20 protein-coding genes are annotated in these 19491 nt (G+C 68.2%); 3 read left to right on the forward strand and 17 right to left on the reverse strand.

The features are described from left to right. The first annotated feature begins 20 nt into the window (after positions 1-20). Positions 21-1379 carry a type VII secretion-associated serine protease mycosin gene (mycP, locus tag GPX89_RS16845; RefSeq protein ID WP_198347476.1) on the forward strand — a complete coding sequence of 453 codons (1359 nt, stop codon included), beginning with the start codon at positions 21-23 and terminating at the stop codon, positions 1377-1379. A 132-nt stretch (positions 1380-1511) separates the two neighbouring features. Here the strand turns inward: mycP and eccB are convergent, their stop codons facing one another. After that, complete coding sequence (gene eccB, locus GPX89_RS16850; protein ID WP_157388509.1) at positions 1512-2999, reverse strand: type VII secretion protein EccB; 1488 nt, start codon at positions 2997-2999, stop codon at positions 1512-1514. Positions 3000-3107: 108 nt separating this feature from the next. Between eccB and eccE the strand changes: the two genes are divergently transcribed. Next, the gene (gene eccE, locus GPX89_RS16855) at positions 3108-4751 is read left to right on the forward strand and encodes a type VII secretion protein EccE (protein WP_157388510.1); all 1644 of its coding nucleotides are present in this window, start codon (positions 3108-3110) and stop codon (positions 4749-4751) included. Between the two features lie 62 nt (positions 4752-4813). Here eccE and GPX89_RS16860 read toward each other — a convergent pair whose 3' ends face one another. The 3 genes from GPX89_RS16860 to GPX89_RS16875 form a co-directional block, all read right to left on the reverse strand. After that, positions 4814-5392 carry an NADPH-dependent FMN reductase gene (locus GPX89_RS16860; protein ID WP_157388511.1) on the reverse strand — a complete coding sequence of 193 codons (579 nt, stop codon included), beginning with the start codon at positions 5390-5392 and terminating at the stop codon, positions 4814-4816. Between the two features lie 20 nt (positions 5393-5412). After that, positions 5413-6873, reverse strand: a complete 1461-nt coding sequence (locus GPX89_RS16865; protein WP_407939402.1) for an NAD-dependent epimerase/dehydratase family protein — start codon at positions 6871-6873, stop codon at positions 5413-5415. A gap of 200 nt (positions 6874-7073) precedes the next feature. Beyond that, positions 7074-7889 (reverse strand): S-methyl-5'-thioadenosine phosphorylase, encoded by an 816-nt coding sequence (locus tag GPX89_RS16875; RefSeq protein ID WP_157388512.1) that lies wholly within the window; start codon positions 7887-7889, stop codon positions 7074-7076. A gap of 96 nt (positions 7890-7985) precedes the next feature. Here GPX89_RS16875 and GPX89_RS16880 point away from each other — a divergent pair, with 96 nt between their 5' ends. Continuing rightward, the gene (locus tag GPX89_RS16880; RefSeq protein ID WP_328601925.1) at positions 7986-8330 is read left to right on the forward strand and encodes a metal-sensitive transcriptional regulator; all 345 of its coding nucleotides are present in this window, start codon (positions 7986-7988) and stop codon (positions 8328-8330) included. A 320-nt stretch (positions 8331-8650) separates the two neighbouring features. Here GPX89_RS16880 and GPX89_RS16885 read toward each other — a convergent pair whose 3' ends face one another. From GPX89_RS16885 to infA, 13 genes are all read right to left on the reverse strand, one after another. Further along, positions 8651-9643 carry a nitrilase-related carbon-nitrogen hydrolase gene (locus GPX89_RS16885; RefSeq protein WP_157388513.1) on the reverse strand — a complete coding sequence of 331 codons (993 nt, stop codon included), beginning with the start codon at positions 9641-9643 and terminating at the stop codon, positions 8651-8653. 79 nt (positions 9644-9722) lie between these two features. After that, the gene (locus tag GPX89_RS16890; RefSeq protein ID WP_157388514.1) at positions 9723-10595 is read right to left on the reverse strand and encodes an AraC-like ligand-binding domain-containing protein; all 873 of its coding nucleotides are present in this window, start codon (positions 10593-10595) and stop codon (positions 9723-9725) included. 202 nt (positions 10596-10797) lie between these two features. After that, positions 10798-11652, reverse strand: a complete 855-nt coding sequence (locus tag GPX89_RS16895) for a nitrilase-related carbon-nitrogen hydrolase (RefSeq protein WP_157388515.1) — start codon at positions 11650-11652, stop codon at positions 10798-10800. 83 nt (positions 11653-11735) lie between these two features. Beyond that, entirely contained in the window at positions 11736-12716 is a 981-nt protein-coding gene (locus GPX89_RS45905) for an AraC family transcriptional regulator (protein WP_157388516.1), read from the reverse strand. 230 nt (positions 12717-12946) lie between these two features. Beyond that, positions 12947-13870, reverse strand: coding sequence for a helix-turn-helix domain-containing protein (locus GPX89_RS16905; protein ID WP_198347477.1), 924 nt, complete (start codon positions 13868-13870; stop codon positions 12947-12949). A 598-nt stretch (positions 13871-14468) separates the two neighbouring features. Further along, positions 14469-15383, reverse strand: coding sequence for a tRNA pseudouridine(38-40) synthase TruA (truA, locus tag GPX89_RS16910; protein WP_157388518.1), 915 nt, complete (start codon positions 15381-15383; stop codon positions 14469-14471). 145 nt (positions 15384-15528) lie between these two features. Beyond that, entirely contained in the window at positions 15529-16032 is a 504-nt protein-coding gene (gene rplQ / locus GPX89_RS16915) for a 50S ribosomal protein L17 (RefSeq protein WP_157388519.1), read from the reverse strand. A 53-nt stretch (positions 16033-16085) separates the two neighbouring features. Beyond that, the gene (locus GPX89_RS16920; protein ID WP_029923719.1) at positions 16086-17144 is read right to left on the reverse strand and encodes a DNA-directed RNA polymerase subunit alpha; all 1059 of its coding nucleotides are present in this window, start codon (positions 17142-17144) and stop codon (positions 16086-16088) included. 185 nt (positions 17145-17329) lie between these two features. Beyond that, a complete protein-coding gene (gene rpsD / locus GPX89_RS16925) occupies positions 17330-17935 on the reverse strand; it encodes a 30S ribosomal protein S4 (protein WP_157388520.1) in 606 nt (201 codons plus the stop codon). Positions 17936-17956: 21 nt separating this feature from the next. Then, positions 17957-18370, reverse strand: coding sequence for a 30S ribosomal protein S11 (rpsK, locus tag GPX89_RS16930; protein WP_019045110.1), 414 nt, complete (start codon positions 18368-18370; stop codon positions 17957-17959). Positions 18371-18379: 9 nt separating this feature from the next. Then, positions 18380-18751 carry a 30S ribosomal protein S13 gene (gene rpsM, locus GPX89_RS16935; protein ID WP_157388521.1) on the reverse strand — a complete coding sequence of 124 codons (372 nt, stop codon included), beginning with the start codon at positions 18749-18751 and terminating at the stop codon, positions 18380-18382. A 183-nt stretch (positions 18752-18934) separates the two neighbouring features. Further along, a complete protein-coding gene (gene rpmJ, locus GPX89_RS16940) occupies positions 18935-19048 on the reverse strand; it encodes a 50S ribosomal protein L36 (protein WP_033085975.1) in 114 nt (37 codons plus the stop codon). A 119-nt stretch (positions 19049-19167) separates the two neighbouring features. Then, positions 19168-19389 (reverse strand): translation initiation factor IF-1, encoded by a 222-nt coding sequence (gene infA / locus GPX89_RS16945; protein ID WP_040804562.1) that lies wholly within the window; start codon positions 19387-19389, stop codon positions 19168-19170. Between the last annotated feature and the right edge of the window lie 102 nt (positions 19390-19491).

Below are 19491 nucleotides of genomic sequence, written 5' to 3' on the forward strand. Positions count from 1 at the left end.
CGCTGAGCGTTTCGTTCGGCATGGGTTCGGTGCCCGGCACCGCGGCCGCCGACCGGCCGCCGCCCATCGACGCGGGGCTGTTGCCCCCGGGCGGTCCGGCCGTGCCGCCCACCGAGACCGAGCATCCCGCGAACTCGCCGTGCTTCAGTACGCAGGCGGGCGGGGACGGGCCGACCATTCCGCCGACGCAACGCACACTCGATCTGCCGGACGCGTGGCAATTCTCGCGGGGCGCAGGGCAATTGGTGGCGGTCATCGATACCGGCGTCTCGCCGCATCCCCGGCTGCCGGGTCTCGTTCCGGGCGGTGATTACGTGGCGGCGGGCGGCGACGGGACCGAGGACTGCGACGCGCACGGCACCATCGTGGCGGGGCTGATCGCGGCCACCCAGGTCGACGGGCAGGGGTTCGCGGGGGTTGCCCCGGAGGCGCGGATCATGACCATCCGCCAGACCAGTGCGCTGTATCAGACCAAGGGCGCGGGCAAGGAGAAGGGGCCCGACGACATGCCCGACGGCTACGGCAAGATCTCCGCGCTGGCCTCGGCCGTGCGGCGGGCCGCCGACGCGGGCGCGCGGGTCATCAATATCTCGCTGGTCGCCTGCCCCACCAGCGAACCCACCAGCGCCGAGATGGGGGCGCTCGGCGCGGCGGTGCAGTACGCGGCCGAGGTCAAGGACGTGGTCATCGTCGCGGCGGCGGGCAATACCGACACCTGCAAGGCGAGCAATCCGGGCCTGGATCCGTTGCACCCCACCGACGATCCGTGGAATCACGTCAACTCGTATGTGGTCCCCGCCTGGTGGGATGCTTACGTGCTGTCGGTCGGTTCGGTGGACGCGTTCGGCCAGCCCTCGAAATTCACCGTGCCCGGGCCCTGGATGGGTGTGGCCGCGCCGGGCGAGAACATCGTCTCGCTCGATCCCCGCAATACCGGGCTGACCACCGCCAAGGTCACCAATCAGGGGCAGGTGACGCCTTACAGCGGAACGAGTTTCGCCGCACCGCAGGTGTCGGGTGTGGCCGCGCTCGTGCGCTCCAGATTCCCCGATATGCGCGCACCCGACGTCATCGAACGCATCGAGGCCACCGCGCATGCCTCCGGCGAGGGCTGGAATCCCTACATCGGTTACGGCACCGTCGATCCCGTCGCGGCCCTGTCCGATCAGGTGCGAAACAACTTGCCGCCCAAGCTTCCCGCCGGACCACGCGATCAGCAACTGCCGCTCCCGAAGCCACCGGCCGCACCCGACAACACCGCACGCGACGTGGCATTGATCGGTACCGGAGTCGTGGCGCTGCTCCTGGTTCTCGGCTTCCTCGCCTCGTTCCCCCTGCGCCGCCGATTCGGCGACTCCCCCGCTTCTCCGCGCCTTTAGCGGACGGCTGAGGGCCGTCGACCATCATGCATCCGTGCCACCGATCGGTCGTCGAAACCATTTTGGGCGTACCCGGGGAGTTACCCCGATCGGCACGAAACCAGTTGGCCGGTTCGGCTACGAAGAACCGACTCAGTTCGCGCTGGGCGCTTGGGTTTTCACCGGCTCCTTGGCCGGGCTCGGATCCGGGGCCACCCCGTCGTGGGCGACCATGGCGGCCTCACGGCTCATGGTCGGCCCGGGCGCGAGCAATCCGAGGATCGGCCAGGGCGCGGGTTCGGGTCGCACCTTCTCCGGGTCCATACCCAGCGCCTTGGCGGCGTCCAGGTTCTTGATGCCGAAGCGGACGCCGTAGTCGGAGACGAAGAACAGGCTGTCGTGGCGCTGGCTGTCGGGCTCGATGCCGGTCGATTGCACGTACGCGCCCGCGCCCGGCTTCAGGTAGAAGCTGTCCACATTCGGTCCGCTGCCGTCGGCCTGGGCCAGCGGAACCAGCTTGGCGCGGTCCGGAATCGGCATGGCGTGCCCGGTGAGCACCGAGAGTTCGGCGTGTTTGCTGCCGTCGGAGGTGTCGGCGGAGGTGAGCGGCTTCCAGGACAGGCAGTCGACGGGCTGGTCCTTGCCGTCCACGAGGGCGGGGGCCCTGTCCGGATAGTTCGACACCTGCAGCGCCGAGGACACCGGCGCGCTCGTGCGGTCGGCCTGCGCGATGTAGGTGTCGGCGGCCGTCGAACGGTAGGTGTTGCGGATGACGTCGGCGGTCATGGGCGACACGGCCTGCAGGCCGTCGGGCAGCACCACGTAGTACTTGCTGTCGGTGCGGACCTGCACCACATCGCCGACGCGGTGGTCCCCCAGCGGGTAACCCGGTGCGGCGCCGGCGTTCTCGATGCGCGGCGGGACCAGCGGCACCACCTCGGGGATGGCGTTGAGCAGGCCCTCGCTGATCGGGCGCGGGGTCTGGCCGCGAATGTCGAGGGCGTCGACCACCGCGCGGTCGTTCAGGTCGATCTGGGCGCGCTCATTGTCGTAGATCAGGTAGGTGTGGTCGCGGCCCTGCACCAGCAGCGCCTTGCCGGACGCCAGGGCGGAAGCCTTGTCCGCCAACGTGAGATCGCCGACCAGCACCGAGGTGGTGAGGTTGCGGCTGCCGTCGTTGGACAGCGCGTCGCACACGGTCCAGGTCCGCCCGCTGCCCGCGTCGAAATTCAGCGAGGTCGGCGCGCCCGGGATGCCGATCAGCTGCCCGCGCGGCTTCTTGGACAGCTCGGATTCCTTGACGGTCGCGGGCTTGGCGGCGTCGCCCGCGGCCAGCCGGGCCGAGGCGATGTTCAGGGCCGGATGCACCACATTGTCGAGCACCACGTAGACCGCGCCGGTGTCCTTGCCGATGAGGATCTTGTTGGACCCGATCTTGTCCTGTGGCCGCAGCAGAGCCAACACTCCGCAACCCGCCAGTGCGACACACGCGAGAATGAGTCCGGCGGTGAACGCGCGCGACTGTGAGCGCATGGGATCGTGCAGCATTCGCACGTCCCTGCGGACCAGGGCGTGCTCCATGCGACGGACCAGGAAGCGGTAACCGCTCACCTGCCATCGGGTCGTGGGTTTCGAAGGCATCCATGTCCCGGAAGGTCGTTGCGTTCGCCGAACACAGTACAGTTACCAGGACCTTCATTCGCACTCGGCCGCCGCGCGGGGCCGAAATCGGGGAGTCGGGGACCGACGATGACGATCGATTCCGGGGAGTCGGCGGGGCGGCCGTTGCTCGGCCGGATCTCCTTCGCGAACCTGGTGTGGGCCCAAGTTGCCGGACTGGTCATTCTGGTTCTCGCCCTGGTGTGCGGGCTCGCGTGGTGGGGTGCGCTCGCCCTCGGCATAGTGGTCGGTCTGCTTCTTCTCATACCGCTGGGCAAACGCACAGTTTCCGACTGGATCGCCACCCGCGGCCGCTTCCGCTCCCGCCGCGGCCACCCGCCCGCCGACATCATCGACTTCCACGCCCCCGACGGCCGCTCGCTCGGGCTCTACCGGGACGGCAGCCGCGTGGTCGCCGTCGTCGAGGTACTCGCCCCCAAGGGCGGACTGACCCGGCTCGGGCGCTCCACCGTGGCGTCCACCCACCTGCTGCCGCTGCCGGAACTCGCGAAAAGCCTGAGCCAGCACGACATTCTGCTGTCCGGCATCGACATCGTGTCGCACGGCTACCGCAGCCGCTCGGGCACGCCCGCGGGCGCCATCTACGAATCCCTGCTCGGTCCGCTGCCCGCCACCGCGCACCGCACGGTGTGGCTGGCCATCGCCTTCGACCCGCTCACCTGCCCCGAGGCCGCGGCCCGGCGCGGCGGCGGACTCACCGGCGCGTGCCGGGCGGTCACCATCGCCACCCAGCGCATCGTGCGCACCCTCGAGGACGGCGACTGCTCGGCCCGGCTGCTCACCGCCCCCGAGATCCGGCAGGCCGCGCTGCAGATCACCGCGGGCGTGGATCCCGGTGAGCTGAGCCAGCACTGGCGCTACGCCGAACTCGGCAACAGCGTCAACATCGGCGCGGCCGTCGATCCGCAGCAGCTGGCCTCGGACCTGCTGGCCCAGCTCTGGGTGCCCGCCTCGCGCGGCACCACGGTGGCGGTGCGGCTGCGGCCCGGCCGCAGCGCCGACACCGTGCGGCTCGGCGCGGCCTGGCGGCTCACGGCGCGCGAGCTGCCCGAGGAGCCGGTGCAGCAGCACATGATCTCCATGAACGGCCGCCACCGCGAGGGCCTGCTCGCGCATCTGCCGTTCGCGGTGCCCGGGCTGGACGACACCGTGCCCACCGAGGTCCGCGCGATCGCCGACATCGACGCCCTGCAATTGCCGTCCGCGGGCTGCGGCCAGCTGATCGGCTCCGACGACGACGGCAACGGGGTGGCCATCCGCCTTGTCGGCCAGGGTATTTCGAGCGTCTACATAGCGGGCGAACTCTATCTCGCCCAGCAGCTGATCTTCCGCGCCTTGGCCGTCGGCGAACGCATCCTCATCCGCACCGACCGCCCGCAGGCCTGGCAGCAGCTGGTCACCACCATCGGCAACCCGGAGCGCCTCACCGTCGCGGTCGAAACCCACCAGTCCGACGCCGATTTCACCGCCACGCTCGTGGACGGCGTGCTGGCCCCCGCACCCCACGCGGGCGTCACCACCCTCTACCTCACCGGCGACCCGCTCGGCTGGCCCGGCACCAAACCGGACCTGTCGATTCATCAACCCGGCGCCGCCGGCAACCGGATCACCTTGCGCACCGGCGCCTCCCAGGTCGCGCTCACCCTGGTGTCCATCCCGCGCGAGTCCACCTACATCGGGCAGCCGCGCGCGGCACACGCTGTCGCGCCTTGACAGCTCCGTCGGCGTAGCCGTCCGAATCGTGCGCACGGCCGGAGCGAATGCGGAGCTACGCCCTAGCTCCCCGGATACGGGTCGGCCGTGCGCGCTGTCCGCAAAGCCGTTGCCCACCAGGCCAGTTGGCGCAGCATGCGGGCCGAGGCGTCGATGGCCGCGCCGTCGTGGGTCTCGCCGTCGGCGTCGAACCGGCGCTTCGCCTCGTGGAAGCTGACCGTCTCGCGAATCGACACCATATGGATCTCGGCCACCACCTGACGCAGCTGCTCGACCGCCCGCAGACCGCCGGACAGCCCCCCGTAGCTGACGAATCCGATGGGCTTGCCGCGCCATTCGCGCTTGGCGCTGTCGAAGGCGGTCTTCAGCGCGGCCGGATAGCCGTGGTTGTACTCGGAGGTGACGGCCACGAACGCGTCGGCCGCCTCGATCCGCCCCTGGAAGGCCCGCACCTCATCGTTCTCGGTCAGGTCCAGCGGCAGCGGCGTATCGATGAGATCGATGACCCCGACCTCGAAATCCTCGTCCGCCCGCGCCTGCCGCAGGAACCAGTCCGCCACCACGGGCGCGAACCGCTTGGGGCGCACACTGGCGACGATGACCTCGAGCCGGAGGGGGCTGTCCTGCGCTGATTCCGCCATACGGCGAGCCTAATCGGCGCTCAGCGCCGACCGACGCCGCGCGCCGCGTATTCGGCCAGCCCCTTGGCGGGGATGATCCGCGCGTTGAAATCCAGCGCGTGCCGGGCACGCTCGGGATTGGCGACGACATGGCGGATATCGGTGATCCGGCATTGCCCGGTCACCACCGGTGACGGACCGTCCACCGCTTTGGCCATGGTGGAAGCGACCTCCCACAGGGTGAGCGGGCGGCCCGACGCGATGTTCAACGGCACGAAGCCCGGCACCACCCGCGTCACCGCCGCCGCGGTCGCGGCCGCCGCGTCCCGCACATGCATGAAATCCCTGACCTGACCGCCGTCTTCGAAGACGCGCGGTGGTCGCCCCGCCGCCAGCTCCGCCAGGAATCTGGCCACCACACCGGATTCCGCCGAGCGTGGCCGCCGCCCGTCGGCCACCGGCTCGCCGTACAGGTGGTGATATCGCAGCACCGCCGCGTGTCCGCCGGTATTGGCCACCCAAGCCAGGGCGTAATGCTCTTGCGCGACTTTGCTTGCCGCATAGGCGCTTCGAGGCCGCAGCGGAGCGTCCTCCCCCATCGGCTCCCAGGTCAGCACCTCGCCGGACCGGGGCGCCCGATGGTCGAACAACCCGCGATCGAGATCACCGCGCCGCCGCAGCCCCGGATAGAACGGCCCGGACCGCATGCCGCGATACCTGCCCTCCCCGTACACCGCCACGGTCGAACCCAGCACCAGCCGCCGCACCCCGGCCCGCTCCATGGCGGCCAGCAGCACGGCCGTGCCGACGTCATTGTGCGTGGCGAACAGCGCGGCCCACCGCAACCCCTCCGCGCCGGGCCGCCCTTGTCCCCCGCGATCCATCCCGATCGGGGTGCGCACGCACGGCCCAGCTCCGTGACCGCCCGGCCCCGCGCTCGCGGCCCGGCCTTCGCGGGCAGATTTGGAACCGTCCTCCCGATTCGTCGGTACGGTCCCCGCCCCCTCGTCGAGATCGGAGCTCGGAGGTCCTTCGGTACCGCGCGGACCCGGCTCGCCCGATCCGCCGACCGGTGCCGATCGGCTCTCCCCGGGGTTCTCCCCGTCTCCGCCGACCGCGCCGTCGCCCGTGGCCGCCGCGCGTCGCCCACCAGCGGTCTGCGCGTGGCTCCGCCGTGGAAGCTCCTGCTGAGCACCGGAATCGGGCGCGGACGGCATCGCGTCGAGCGGGTCACCCAGGTGCGGCAGCGGCACGGCGGCCGCCAGATGGCAGACCACGTCCACACCCTCCAGCAACGGCGCGAGGGCCTGCTCGTCACGGATATCGAGAGGGAGAACACCCTGGGGCACTGCCGGATTCGGGCCGTGCACGGCCTCGAGCAGGGCATCCACGGCGATGACGTCGTGTCCGGCGGCCAGCAGGGCGCGGTGGACATGAGAGCCCAGGTAACCGGCCGCGCCGGTCAACAGGACGCGCAGGGGGTGACCGCCGCCCGCATTCATGAACTCAGCCTAGGCGACCGGCCGCGATGCCTCACGTCCAGAGCCGCCCGTAACCCGAATACCTATTGGGTGATGGGCATTTCGGGCGAAACAACGTCGCCCGGACATGCCGCCGCGAGCAGGTGCAACGAGGCACCGCGGGGCACAACGAGGTGCCCCGGTCGCTCGGGCGGCGGTCCGATCGGCTCGGTGGAAGCCGCTCAGGGCAGCTCGAACGGCAACTGCACGCCGGTGCCGGTCAGGACGCGGCACTTGTCGCAGGTGTCGTCGCCCTCGACGGCGGCGACGGCGCGACGGACCAGGGCCTTGAAGGGCACCAGGTTGCGTTCGAACTCGGCGAAGACGGCGGCGGCGCTGACGCCCTCGCCGGACTCCAGGCCCGCGTCCAGGTCGGTGACGAGAGCGATTGCGGAGTAGCACATTTCGAGTTCGCGGGCGAGGACGGCCTCGGGGTGGCCGGTCATGTTGACCAGTTCCCAGCCCTGGCCGGCGAACCAGCGGCTCTCGGCGCGGGTGGAGAAACGCGGGCCCTCCACCACGACCATGGTGCCGTAGTCGTGCGCGGGCAGCTCGTCGCCCAGGGAAGCGATTGCGGCCGAGCGCAGTTCGTCGCAGTACGGATCGGCGAAGGAGACGTGCACGCCGCCGGTGTCGAAGAAGGTCTGGGCGCGGCCGGACGTGCGGTCCACCAGCTGGTCGGGCACGGCGACGGTGCCCGGCCCCCAGTCGGCGCGCAGGCTGCCGACGGCGCAGGGTCCGAAGATGCGGCGCACGCCCAGCGAGCGCAGCGCCCACATGTTGGCGCGGTACGGCACGGTGTGCGGCGAGAACTCGTGCTTGCGGCCGTGCCGCGGCAGGAACGCCACCGCGCGGCCCTCCACCTGGCCGATGGTGATGGGGGCGCTGGGCGCGCCGTAGGGGGTCTCGACCTCGACGGTGGTGGCGTCGTCACCGAAGAAGTCGTAGAACCCGCTGCCTCCGATGATGGCGAGCGATGCCCGTGGATCCGAACTCATGACCCCGATTCTCGCGCATGCGCGCATGAGTGGTGGTAGCAGGGCAAACCATGTACCCTAGGGGGGTATCAATGCCCGGGAGTGAGGACAGCGCAGGTGACCAACGACAAGACCGCCACCGCAGAGACCGCCACCGACCAGTCCTGCCACGACCACGCCACCCACGGCTACATCACCGCCAAGGACGATTACCTCAAGCGCCTGCGCCGCATCGAGGGCCAGGCCCGCGGTCTGCAGCGCATGGTCGAGGAAGAGAAGTACTGCATCGACATCCTCACCCAGGTCTCGGCCATGACCAAGGCCCTGCAGGCGGTCGCCATGGGCCTGCTCGAGGATCACATCAGCCACTGCGTGGTCGACGCGGCCGTCGCCGGCGGCCCCGAGGCCGAAGCCAAGATCAAGGAAGCCACCGACGCCATCGCCCGGCTGGTCCGGAGCTAGCAACTCTCGCAACTCTCAGGGGCAAGCCCCTGAAACCCCATCGGGACGGGGACAACTCGCGCAGCCCCCGAGAGCTTCTCGGAAACCCCATCAGGACGGGGACAACTCGCGCAGCCCCGAGAGCTTCTCGGAAACCCCATCAGGACGGGCACAACTCGCGCAGCCCCCGAGAGCTTCTCGGAAACCCCATCGAGTGGGGGACCACTCTCAGAACCCTCAGAAATCCCCTCTCGCACGCCCGACCCGTGCGCTCGGAACCGATTCGGGCCGATCGGATGCGTGGCGAGTTTCGCATCCGTGGCGTGCGGCCCGGTTTCGGGTCAGCAGGCGGCGATTCCGCCCGGCTGGGTACCCAGGGTCATGGGGAGCGCCCAGCGATCGGGGCCGGACTGCCAGCCGGCGGCGGCGCGGCGCGAGCCGCGGCGGGTGGCGGAGACGCGCTCCTTGCGGTCACGGGCGGGGCGGCGGGCCGCCTCGTACTGGGTGTTCTCGGCATTCGCGGCGCCGATTTCCAGGTCGGCGTAGAGGATTCCCTCGACGCCCTCCGCGAGCGGCGTCACCAACTCGGTGCCGTCGGCGGCGTAGATACGGGCCTGACCGGTATCGCCGGTGGTACTGGGCCGGGCCAGGCCACCCCACGCGGAGTTGCCCACCACAGCGGTGGGTGCGAGTACGAACGCACCGACTTCCAGGGCGTACATGCGGCTGACCGTGCTGCTCGAATCGGGGCCGGGCACATCGCCGTGCGGGCTGGCGGGCCAGGCGGCCACATGGATCTGCTCCTCGTCGGCGCGCAGCGCGCGGGTCAGCAGCGGGCGCTGGTTCTCCTGCCCGGACAGCGCGCCGTACATGCCGATCGGGGTGTGGTGCACCGCGGGCAGATTCGGGGTTCCCGAGGCGAATATCTTGCGTTCGACGCTGTTCAACCCGGCCTTGCGGCGTATCGACAGCAACTCACCGGAATCGTCGATCACGGCCTGCGACATATAGATTCGCCGATCCTGCCGTTCACCGAATCCGAGAACGACGTGAATGCCGTGTGCGGCAGCGGCTTCGGTGATCGCTCGCATTTCCGCACCATCCCGCGTCATCGAATTCTCGCGGCAGCGGGTCGAGTATTCGACATTCCACTGATTGGTATCGATCCAGCGCCACCACGGATAACCCGGGAGAAACGTCTCCGGGAATGCGATCAGGCGGGCACCCCGGGTCGCGGCTGCTCCGATCAGTTCGACGACCTGCTCCACGCCGTCGGACAGCCGCAGCCAGCTGGGTTCGGCCTGGACGGCGGCGACTCGCACCGTAATCCTCATCGCTTTTCCCTCATGAAACGTGATGGTTGCGAAGAGTTTCCGGTCAAACAATGGCGAGGAGTGCCGAACTATTGACTGATCATGCCAAGGCTCGAAATGCTCCGGGCGTAGTACCCATTTCCAAACGGAAGCTTCTGTAGAAACTACGTTCCGTCAGGAATCCCGACGCTTTGGCCACAGCCGATAGGGGCAACTGTGGCGCATTCCTCAGCAGATCGCAAGCACGTTCGATTCGCATGCGCCGCAACACCGTTCCGGGCCCGCCCTCGAACTCGCCGAACACCCGGTAGAGCGTACGCCGCGACATCCGGCAGCCTTCCGCGATTCGATCCACTCCGAGATCCGGATCGGCGCAGTTGGCCCGCATGTAGGTCAGCACCCGCTGCCGGTTCAGCGCGTCCGCCGACTGGTCACGCGGGGTGCGCCCGGACGCGGCGACCACGGCGGCGGCCAGCAGATCCATGCCGGGCTCGGCCAGCAGCGCCGCCGCCGAGGGATCGGTGCGCTGCAATCCCGCTATGCCGCGGAAGAATTGCGCGACGATTCCCGGCGCGGTATCGGCGGAAAAGTGGGTGGCGGTCGGAATCTCGAGGTTCTCCACGCCGTATCGCTCACGCAATCGACTCAGCGGGACCTGGACGACGACTTGTTCGAACTCCTGGTGCGCGTCCCAGTGATAGGGACGGGTGCTGTCGTAGAACACAATTCCGCCGGGTCCGACGTCGGCGGCCCGGCCGTCCTGATGCAGCCGGGCCGTGCCCAGGGTGGGAATGCTGGCGAGCAGGAACTCGTCGCCGGTGCGGTTGATGAGCGAATCGGTCCGCTGGATCAGTTGCGGTGTGGATCCGATCACCGAGAGATCGAGTTCTTCGTAGCTGGCGTGTTCGATATAACCGTGAAAACGACCGGTCGGTTTTGGCGAAACGGCCAATGGCACGTAAGCGGCGGTCACCTGCGCTTCCCAGCGCTCGAATGCCTCTGCCGACGATTGCTCCGGCCCGGACCGCACATCGATCCGACTGACCGCTTCTGACGCGTCCACTCCCCGTCCCTCAATGACAACGGTCGACCCATGTACGGCCGAATACTCGGGAGAGTGTGTCAGATCGAGGGATGGGGAGCCAATGCACCGAAGTGGTACACCCCGGTACCGCTCAGGCGGCGGACTCGACGCTGAGGTCCAGCTCCAGATCCGCGTACAGCAAACCCTGTTCGTGTCCGCTCAGCGGCGACACCAGCTCCTCACCGCCCGGCGCGAAGATGCGGGCGTGCCCGCCCGGACCGCGCACCAGCTGCTTGGCCGGCTCCGAACCCCGGCGGGTCTCACTGCCCGCCACATCCATCACCGAACACGCCGCGACGACATTGAGCTGCCCGACCACCGCGTACCAGAGCGTGGCCGCATTGTTCACGCGCACGCCCCAATCCACGTCCCGCGCCACGATGAAGCCCGGCCAGGACACCACGTGGATCTGCGCCCCGGTGCGTTCCAGCTCGCGGCGCGCCGGAAGATGCAACTGCTCGGAGCCGCCCTGCACCGCGATGCGGCCGATGCCGGTACGGAAGACCTGCGACTCGCCGGGCTCACCGCAACGGAAGATCTTGTGCTCCAGCGGTGTCAGTTCGGGCTTGCGACGGACTCCGAGCAGTACCCCTCGATCGTCGATGAGGCACTGCGACATGTACAGCGCGCTCGCGCAGCGTTCGCTGAAGCCGAGCAGCACATGGATGCGGTGCCGGCGCGCGGCGTCGGCAATCCGCCGGAACTCGGTGCGGCCCACCGTCATCGAGTTCGTGCGGTAACGCGCGAAGAAGCCCTGACCCCAGCTCACCGAATCCAGCCATAACCACCACGGATATCCCGGCAGGAAGGTCTCCGGGAACGCCACCAGCTGCGCACCGCCCGCGGCCGCGTCCTCGATCAACTCAATGGCCTGCTGAACACCGGCACGCAGATCCAGCCATCGCGGCTCGGCTTGGACGGCTGCGACTCGCACCTTCGTCGGCACCTCGGCTCCTTCGACGGATCGGATGATCTGTGCAATCACCCTTCGCCGAACGCGGTTCGCTTTCAGCGACATAGAGTGCCGAGCTACCGACCGCGCGTGCCTGCGTCCAGTTGTGACCGAAATTGACCGGGCGTCACGCCGGTTTCCTGCCGAAATGCCCGGTAGAAGTGCCGATCGGTGGCGAATCCGGAAGCCGCGGCAATCCCCGAGAGCGGCCGGTTCGGATCGGCGCGCAAGAGCCTGCGGGCATGCTCGACACGCATCCGGCGCACCAGGGCGGCCGGGCCGCCGATGTCCTCGCACACCCGGTACAGGGTGCGCCGCGACACCAGGCACTCGTGCGCCACCTCGTCGACGGTGAGGTCCGGATCGGTGTAGCGCCGGCGCAGCACCGCGAGCACCTGCTGGCGGGTGAACAGCGAATCGGCGGGGGCAGGTGAGCCGTGCCCGTTGGCCAGCAGCACCGCGGAGGAGAGCATGGAGGTGACCTGCGACTCCAACACGTTTGCCGCGCGGTCGGTTTCATCGGCCGGCAGCACCGCCATACCCCGGAAGAAGTCGGCCACCACGCCCATCGCACCGGTGGTCGGCATCGCCTTGGCAATGGGTAGCTCCTCGCGTGCCAGCCCGGCGTGCTCGAGCACCGCGGCCAGCGGCGCGCGCACGATGGTGGACGTCGCGTTCTCGGTGGTGCGGCTCTCGATCGGCAGGGCGCTGTCGTAGAAGGCGATGGTTCCGGCTCCGCCCTCGGTGATCCGGCCGCTCTGCTCGGTCCAATTCGAGCCCTCGACAACAATGTTCACCAGCAGGAACTCTCCGGTGGCCCGGTCGAGCTGGCGCCGGGTGCGCACCACGCGCTGGGCGCTGGAGGTCATCAGGGTGAGGCTGGAGCGATCGAACTGGGTGCTGCGGACCCTGCCGTGCCAAGGCCCCTTGCCGAGCGGTTCGATGATGGATGGCAGTACGGCGTCGGCGACGATCGCCTCCCACTGCTCGAATGCCTGCCGCGCGGATACCCCGGTGCTCGTTGAGACTTCGGCGCTGGCAGTGGACGCGATACCCACACCGCCATCATTCCATTACCGGGCCGCCGGCAAACCGCGAATAAGCCGACCGATGCGACAAAACAGACCGACTGTCCCGGATTTGGAAGAGGCCGCCTGCCCGGTCGCCGGCGGCTCGAAGGCGGCGACCGGGCGGCGCGAGTCCAGTATTTCCGATCTCCCACCGCGCTGTGACTGCCCGCCCGTGCCAGATGACTGCCAATTCACGTCAGCCCAGATCTACCCCCTGATCAGGCATGATGGGTCCGGAATTCGCCAGGGGTCATACCGGTCTCGCGTTTGAAGGCGCGATAGAACTGCCGCTCGGACATGAAGCCCGCCGAGCGCGCCACCGACAGCAGCGGGCGCGTGGGATCGGTGCGGATCAGCGCCAGCGCGCGTTCGACCCGCATGCGCCGCAGCATGGCCGCCACGCCGTCCCCGCCCTGCTCGAACATCCGGTACAGGGTGCGGCGGGAGACGGCGCAGGCCGTGGCCACCTGATCGATGGTGAGATTCGGGTCGGCGTAATGACTTTGGATGAAACCGAGCGCCTGCTGTTTGGCCAGCGTGTGCGCGGGCTCGTCACGCGGCAGATCCCCCGCCGCCAGCTGCACCACCGAGGCCAGCAGCCCGGTACCGTGCTTGGCCAGTTCCGCGGCCTGATCCGGTGCGGTGTACTGCAATTGCGCCAGCCCGCAGAAGAAGCGGCCCACGATCCCGGCCGCGCCCTCGGGCGGGAAGCGCACCGCCGTGGGCAGCCGATCCGCCGCCACCCCCGAGGCTCCGACCACCTCGGCCAGGGGCACCTGCACCGCCACCACACCCCAGGACTGCTCGAAATGCGCGCTGAACGGCCGCGAACTCACGTGCAGGGTGAGGCCGCCGTCGGCCAACTCCCCCACCCGCCCATCCTGTTCCAGCCAGCCGTGCCCGTGGGTGGTGACGCTGGCGAACAGGATCGGTTCCTCGGGCTCGTGGATCAGCCGCGGTATCCGGCTCAGGTGCTGGCCGCTGGCCGTCACCACCGAGACATCGATCCCGTCGAACCGCGACTGCACTATTCGCGCCCGGAACTCCCCCGCACGCACCGGAGTCACGACCAATGGAACGTAGGCCGCCGCCACGACCGCTTCCCATTCCTCGAACGTCTCTTGCTGAGAAACCTCCGGCATGGATCGAACCTCCACCACCGCAGGCTCAACGCCGCCCCTCATCGCCCGATTCTCGCACCCCGCCCCCACCCCGACCCCCCAATTCCCTTAACAACATCCAACTTTCACCACCCCGCCCGAATTAACCGATTCCCCGCAACCCGCGAAATGAATCCCCATCCCGGACTTGCACTTTCACTACGGCGGTCCGTCCGCGATTACGCCTGCGAATCCACCCCGACTGCCGCAAATGCGCGCGCAAAACGGTCACGCCGAGGAGGTACGGCACGGGCTCGTCGACGGCGTCGGTCGACCGCACCACCCCGCTGTGCGCATCCGCGCGATCCCGGCGACCGCCCGGCCCGCCGGTGCTCGTCCATTTCGCTGCTTACGGCGGCCACGGCCGCGCTTCGTTGTGCCCATGCCACGTACCCTCCGCCGAGCTACGAGCCACCGAGCTACGAAAGGAAACTTCGCACCCCGAGGCACCTTCGATCACCGTCGGCAAAGTCGAGAAATAGCGCCGCCAACCAGGGCAGTACCGGCACGACGGGCGACGGGACAGAAGTCGCGACGATCGAAACTTCGCACCCCGTAGCCACTCATCGGGCCGAGAAGATCAACTGCCGCAACAACCTTCGCCGCCGGGGACGGTACGGACCTCGCGGGTCTGGGCATTCCGAGCGGCCAGGTCGGCATCGGCCGGATAGTCGACGGCGATGAGGGACAGGCCGTGGGCCGGGGCCACCGTCACCGAGCTGGAACGCTCGCGTTCGTTCAGCAAACCGGCGATCCAGGCGGGGGTGCGGCGGCCCTCGCCGACCGCGAGCACGCCGCCGACCAGGCTGCGCACCATGGACCAGCAGAAAGCGTCGGCACTGACATAGGCGGTGAGCAGATCGCCGTCCTGCACCCAGTCGAAGCGCTGCAGCTCGCGAATGGTGGTGGCGCCCTCGCGGCGACGACAGAAGGCCGCGAAATCGTGCAGGCCCAACAGGTTTCGGGAAGCCTCACGCATGGCCTCGACATCGAGACCGGGACGGACGGGCACGACACCGCGAGCCTGCAGCGGTTCCGCGCCGTAGGGCGCGGTGGTCAGGCGGTACGCATAGTGGCGGCGAATCGCCGAGAAGCGGGCGTCGAACTCCGCCGGCGCGAGCCGGACATCCTTCACCCGAACGTCTTTGGGCAGGAACCGGGCCAGCCGGTGCACCAGCTTGGGCCCGTCCACCTCGGTGTGCGTATCGAAGTGCGCGACCTGCCCTTCCGCGTGCACGCCGGCGTCGGTGCGCCCGGCCACGGTCAGCTGGATCGGCTCGCGCTGCACCTTGCTCAGCGCCTCCTCCAGCACACCCTGCACGGTGCGCAGGCCGGGCTGGCGCGCCCAGCCGGTGAAATCGGTGCCGTCGTAGCTGATGTCCAGCCGTACCCGAATCGAAACCGGTTCGGGCGTCTGATCCTCCACGGTCACAGCGATCTCCTGGTTAACATGGAGAAAGCCCGCCGACCCGGAGGGGACGGCGGGCTCACTCATGGGCTCTCGACCTTCGCAGGTCAGGGCAAGCTCCTGTACCCGCTGGGACGTCCTGGGGCGGCGGGAAAACCTTCCAACCCGCCCAGACGTGAAGGGGTTTCAGGGGAAGCCCCTGAAACCCCTTCATCTCGTCCGAAGGACTGGATTACTCCGCGTCCTTGGCCTCGGCGGCCGGGGCGTCGGCCACGGTCTCCTCGGCGGGGGCATCCTCGACCTTGGCCTCGGCAGGGGCCTCGGTGGCCTTCTGCGAAGCGGCGACGCGACGGGCACGGTCGGCCTCGTTGGTCACGGTCTTCTCGCGGACCAGCTCGATGATCGCCATCGGCGCGTTGTCACCCTTGCGGGGGATGGTCTTGATGATGCGGGTGTAGCCACCCTCACGACCCTCGAACGAGGGACCGATCTCCGCGAACAGGGCGTGCACGACGTCCTTGGAGCGGATCACCTTCATGACCTCGCGACGGTCGGCAAGGGTGCCGCCCTTCGCCTTGGTGACAAGCTTCTCGGCGTAGGGGCGCAGCGCCTTGGCCTTGGCCTCGGTGGTCGTGATGCGACCGTGCTCGAAGAGCGCCGTCGCCAGGTTGGCGAAGATCGCCTTCTGGTGCGACGCCGTCCCGCCGAAGCGGGCACCCTTCTTGGGCTTGGGCATTGTTTGAATCTCCTGTGTTGAAGGCCGATTCGGGGCGCTACACCCCGAATGACCTAAAGCTGTTCGGTCTCGGCGTAGTCCTGCTCGCCGCTGTCGGTGTCGCTGAACGAACCGCTGTCGCTCCAGGTGCCGCTCGCGGCGTCGTAGCCGACGACGGAGGACGGATCGAAGGAAGCCGGAGAATCCTTGAGGGACAGGCCGAGCGAGTGCAGCTTGACCTTGACCTCGTCGATGGACTTCTGGCCGAAGTTCCGGATGTCCAGCAGGTCCGACTCGGTGCGGGCGACCAACTCGCCGACGGTGTGCACGCCCTCACGCTTGAGGCAGTTGTACGACCGCACGGTGAGATCCAGGTCCTCGATCGGCAGACCGAACGAGGCGATGTGGTCCGCCTCGGCCGGGCTCGGGCCGATCTCGATGCCCTCGGCCTCGACGTTCAGCTCGCGCGCGAGACCGAACAGTTCGACCAGGGTCTTGCCCGCCGACGCCAGCGCATCCCGCGCGGAGATCGAGTTCTTGGTCTCGACATCCAGGATGAGCCGGTCGAAGTCGGTGCGCTGCTCGACACGGGTGGCCTCGACCTTGTACGTCACCTTGAGAACCGGCGAGTAGATCGAGTCAACCGGAATCCGGCCGATTTCCGCACCCGACGCCTTGTTCTGCACGGCCGGGACATAGCCGCGACCGCGCTCGACCACGAGCTCGATCTCCAGCTTGCCCTTGTCGTTCAGGGTGGCGATGTGCATGTCCGGGTTGTGCACGGTCACGCCCGCCGGGGGGACGATGTCACCGGCGGTGACGGTGCCCGGGCCCTGCTTGCGCACGTACATGGTGACCGGCTCGTCCTCTTCGGACGACACGACCAGGCCCTTGAGGTTCAGGATGATGTCGGTGACATCCTCCTTCACGCCCGGGACGGTGGTGAACTCGTGCAGCACGCCATCGATGCGAATGCTGGTGACAGCCGCACCAGGAATCGACGACAGCAGCGTGCGCCGCAGCGAGTTGCCGAGGGTGTAACCGAAGCCCGGCTCCAGCGGTTCGATGGTGAACCGCGACCGGTTCTCGGACACGACCTCTTCGGTCAGCGTCGGTCGCTGTGAAATCAGCATTTCTTCCTCCTTCGAGCGCCCACCATTTGACGCTCACGATTGGGAGCTTGCGTGAACCTCGGGGCTTGCGCCCCAACCCTTTTCCCAAAAATGGGGGTCCGGGGGCAAGGCCCCCGGTCCCCCTTTTCAGGGGGTGTGGGGGCAAAGCCCCCCACGGTCCACACCAGCGGCGCGTTGCGCGCCTATTACTTCGAGTAGTACTCGACGATCAGCTGTTCCTGGAGCGGAACATCGATCTGCGCACGCTCGGGGAGCTGGTGCACCAGGATGCGGAGACGGCCGGGAACGACCTGCAGCCAGCCGGGAGCAGTACGGTCGCCGATGGTCTCGCGCGCCACCTGGAACGGCAGCATGGCGGCCGACTTCGGCTTGACATCGATGATGTCGTACTGCGAGACCTGGAACGACGGCACGTCGACCTTCACGCCGTTGACCAGGAAGTGGCCGTGCGACACGAGCTGACGGGCGGCACGACGGGTCCGGGCCAGACCGGCGCGGTACACGACGTTGTCCAGACGGGTCTCGAGCAGACGCAGCAGGTTGTCGCCGGTCTTGCCCTTCTGGCGGTTCGCCTCTTCGTAGTAGCGGCGGAACTGCTTCTCCATGACGCCGTAGGAGAAGCGAGCCTTCTGCTTCTCCTGCAGCTGCATGAGGTACTCGGATTCCTTGATCCGCGCGCGGCCGTGCTGGCCGGGCGGGTAAGGACGACGCTCGAACGCCTGGTCGCCTCCGATGAGGTCGACGCGAAGACGACGCGACTTACGGGTGAGGGGTCCGGTATAACGGGCCATTTCGTTCTACTTCCTTTCCCGCTAGACGCGACGCCGCTTGGGCGGACGGCAGCCGTTGTGCGGCTGCGGAGTGACATCGGAGATCGAACCGACCTCGAGGCCGGCGGCCTGGAGGGAGCGGATCGCGGTCTCGCGACCCGAACCCGGGCCCTTCACGAAAACGTCGACCTTCTTGACGCCGTTCTCCTGCGCCTTGCGGGCAGCGTTCTCGGCGGCGAGCTGCGCGGCGAACGGAGTCGACTTACGCGAGCCCTTGAAACCGACGTGGCCGGAGGACGCCCAGGAGATGACGTTGCCTTCGGGGTCGGTGATGGACACGATCGTGTTGTTGAACGTGCTCTTGATGTGCGCGTGGCCGTGCGGGATGTTCTTCTTATCCCGGCGACGCGACTTCTGAGTCTTCTTCGGGCCAGCGGCCCGGCTCTTCGGAGGCATGCGCTATCCCTACTTCTTCTTGCCGGCGACGGTCTTCTTCGGACCCTTGCGCGTGCGGGCGTTGGTCTTGGTCCGCTGGCCACGCACGGGCAGGCCACGGCGGTGGCGGATGCCCTGGTAGCAGCCGATCTCGATCTTGCGACGAATGTCGGCCTGCACCTCGCGGCGCAGGTCACCCTCGACCTTCATGTCCGAGCCTTCGATGAAGTCACGGAGCTTGGTCAGGTCGTCGTCGCTGAGGTCCTTCGAGCGCAGGTCCGGGCTGACGCCGGTCTGCTCGAGGATCTCCTTGGCGCGGGTACGGCCGATGCCGAAGATGTAGGTCAGCGCGATCTCCATGCGCTTTTCGCGCGGGAGGTCGACGCCCATCAGACGTGCCATGTTTGGCGATTCCTTACTTTTGCGGAGGTCTGCTCCCAGCCCGTCCCCTCGTAAGTGGGGCCCCGGCCTCCGTACCGGGGGAAGGCCGCCGTCCGCCCCGCAGGGGGCTCGCCGACGGCGACTGGAACTGGGAGTTCTTCTTCAATTGCCAATCCGAACCGCGATTCGGTGCTTGGCGGTGAATCAGCCCTGGCGCTGCTTGTGGCGCAGGTTCTCGCAGATCACCATGACTCGCCCGTGACGGCGAATCACCTTGCACTTCTCGCAGATCGGCTTGACGGACGGCTGAACCTTCACGTCAGATCCAATCTGGGTTGGTGTTCACTGGCCGTGAACACAGTTTTTCCCCGGCCGGTTTGACCGGGGAAAACCCGGGACTCACGTCCCGGAAGTCTGTACGCACCCGCGAGGGTGGCTCACTTGTAGCGGTAGACGATGCGACCGCGGGTCAAGTCGTAGGGCGAGAGCTCCACGACGACGCGGTCCTCGGGCAGGATGCGGATGTAGTGCTGACGCATCTTGCCGCTGATGTGGGCCAGAACCTTGTGACCGTTCTCCAGCTCGATCCGGAACATCGCATTGGGCAACGGCTCGATAACCCGGCCCTCGACCTCGATGGCCCCTTCCTTCTTCGCCATATCCTCCGCGATCCCGGTTAGGCTGAACCTGGTTGGTTCAAGCTCATTACGGCAGGTCGGCCGGAACTTCGTGGTGCATGACGGCCAACCCGGTGACATACT

Source organism: Nocardia terrae, assembly GCF_009760405.1.
Classification (GTDB): domain Bacteria; phylum Actinomycetota; class Actinomycetes; order Mycobacteriales; family Mycobacteriaceae; genus Nocardia; species Nocardia terrae.

Coding starts and splice junctions, on each gene's coding strand:
- mycP (WP_198347476.1), top strand. CDS start 21: ATGGGTTCGGTGCCCGGCACCGCGGCCGCCGACCGGCCGCCGCCCATC.
- eccB (WP_157388509.1), bottom strand. CDS start 2,999: ATGCCTTCGAAACCCACGACCCGATGGCAGGTGAGCGGTTACCGCTTC.
- eccE (WP_157388510.1), top strand. CDS start 3,108: ATGACGATCGATTCCGGGGAGTCGGCGGGGCGGCCGTTGCTCGGCCGG.
- GPX89_RS16860 (WP_157388511.1), bottom strand. CDS start 5,392: ATGGCGGAATCAGCGCAGGACAGCCCCCTCCGGCTCGAGGTCATCGTC.
- GPX89_RS16865 (WP_407939402.1), bottom strand. CDS start 6,873: ATGAATGCGGGCGGCGGTCACCCCCTGCGCGTCCTGTTGACCGGCGCG.
- GPX89_RS16875 (WP_157388512.1), bottom strand. CDS start 7,889: ATGAGTTCGGATCCACGGGCATCGCTCGCCATCATCGGAGGCAGCGGG.
- GPX89_RS16885 (WP_157388513.1), bottom strand. CDS start 9,643: ATGAGGATTACGGTGCGAGTCGCCGCCGTCCAGGCCGAACCCAGCTGG.
- GPX89_RS16905 (WP_198347477.1), bottom strand. CDS start 13,870: ATGCCGGAGGTTTCTCAGCAAGAGACGTTCGAGGAATGGGAAGCGGTC.
- truA (WP_157388518.1), bottom strand. CDS start 15,383: ATGAGTGAGCCCGCCGTCCCCTCCGGGTCGGCGGGCTTTCTCCATGTT.
- rplQ (WP_157388519.1), bottom strand. CDS start 16,032: ATGCCCAAGCCCAAGAAGGGTGCCCGCTTCGGCGGGACGGCGTCGCAC.
- GPX89_RS16920 (WP_029923719.1), bottom strand. CDS start 17,144: ATGCTGATTTCACAGCGACCGACGCTGACCGAAGAGGTCGTGTCCGAG.
- rpsD (WP_157388520.1), bottom strand. CDS start 17,935: ATGGCCCGTTATACCGGACCCCTCACCCGTAAGTCGCGTCGTCTTCGC.
- rpsK (WP_019045110.1), bottom strand. CDS start 18,370: ATGCCTCCGAAGAGCCGGGCCGCTGGCCCGAAGAAGACTCAGAAGTCG.
- rpsM (WP_157388521.1), bottom strand. CDS start 18,751: ATGGCACGTCTGATGGGCGTCGACCTCCCGCGCGAAAAGCGCATGGAG.
- infA (WP_040804562.1), bottom strand. CDS start 19,389: ATGGCGAAGAAGGAAGGGGCCATCGAGGTCGAGGGCCGGGTTATCGAG.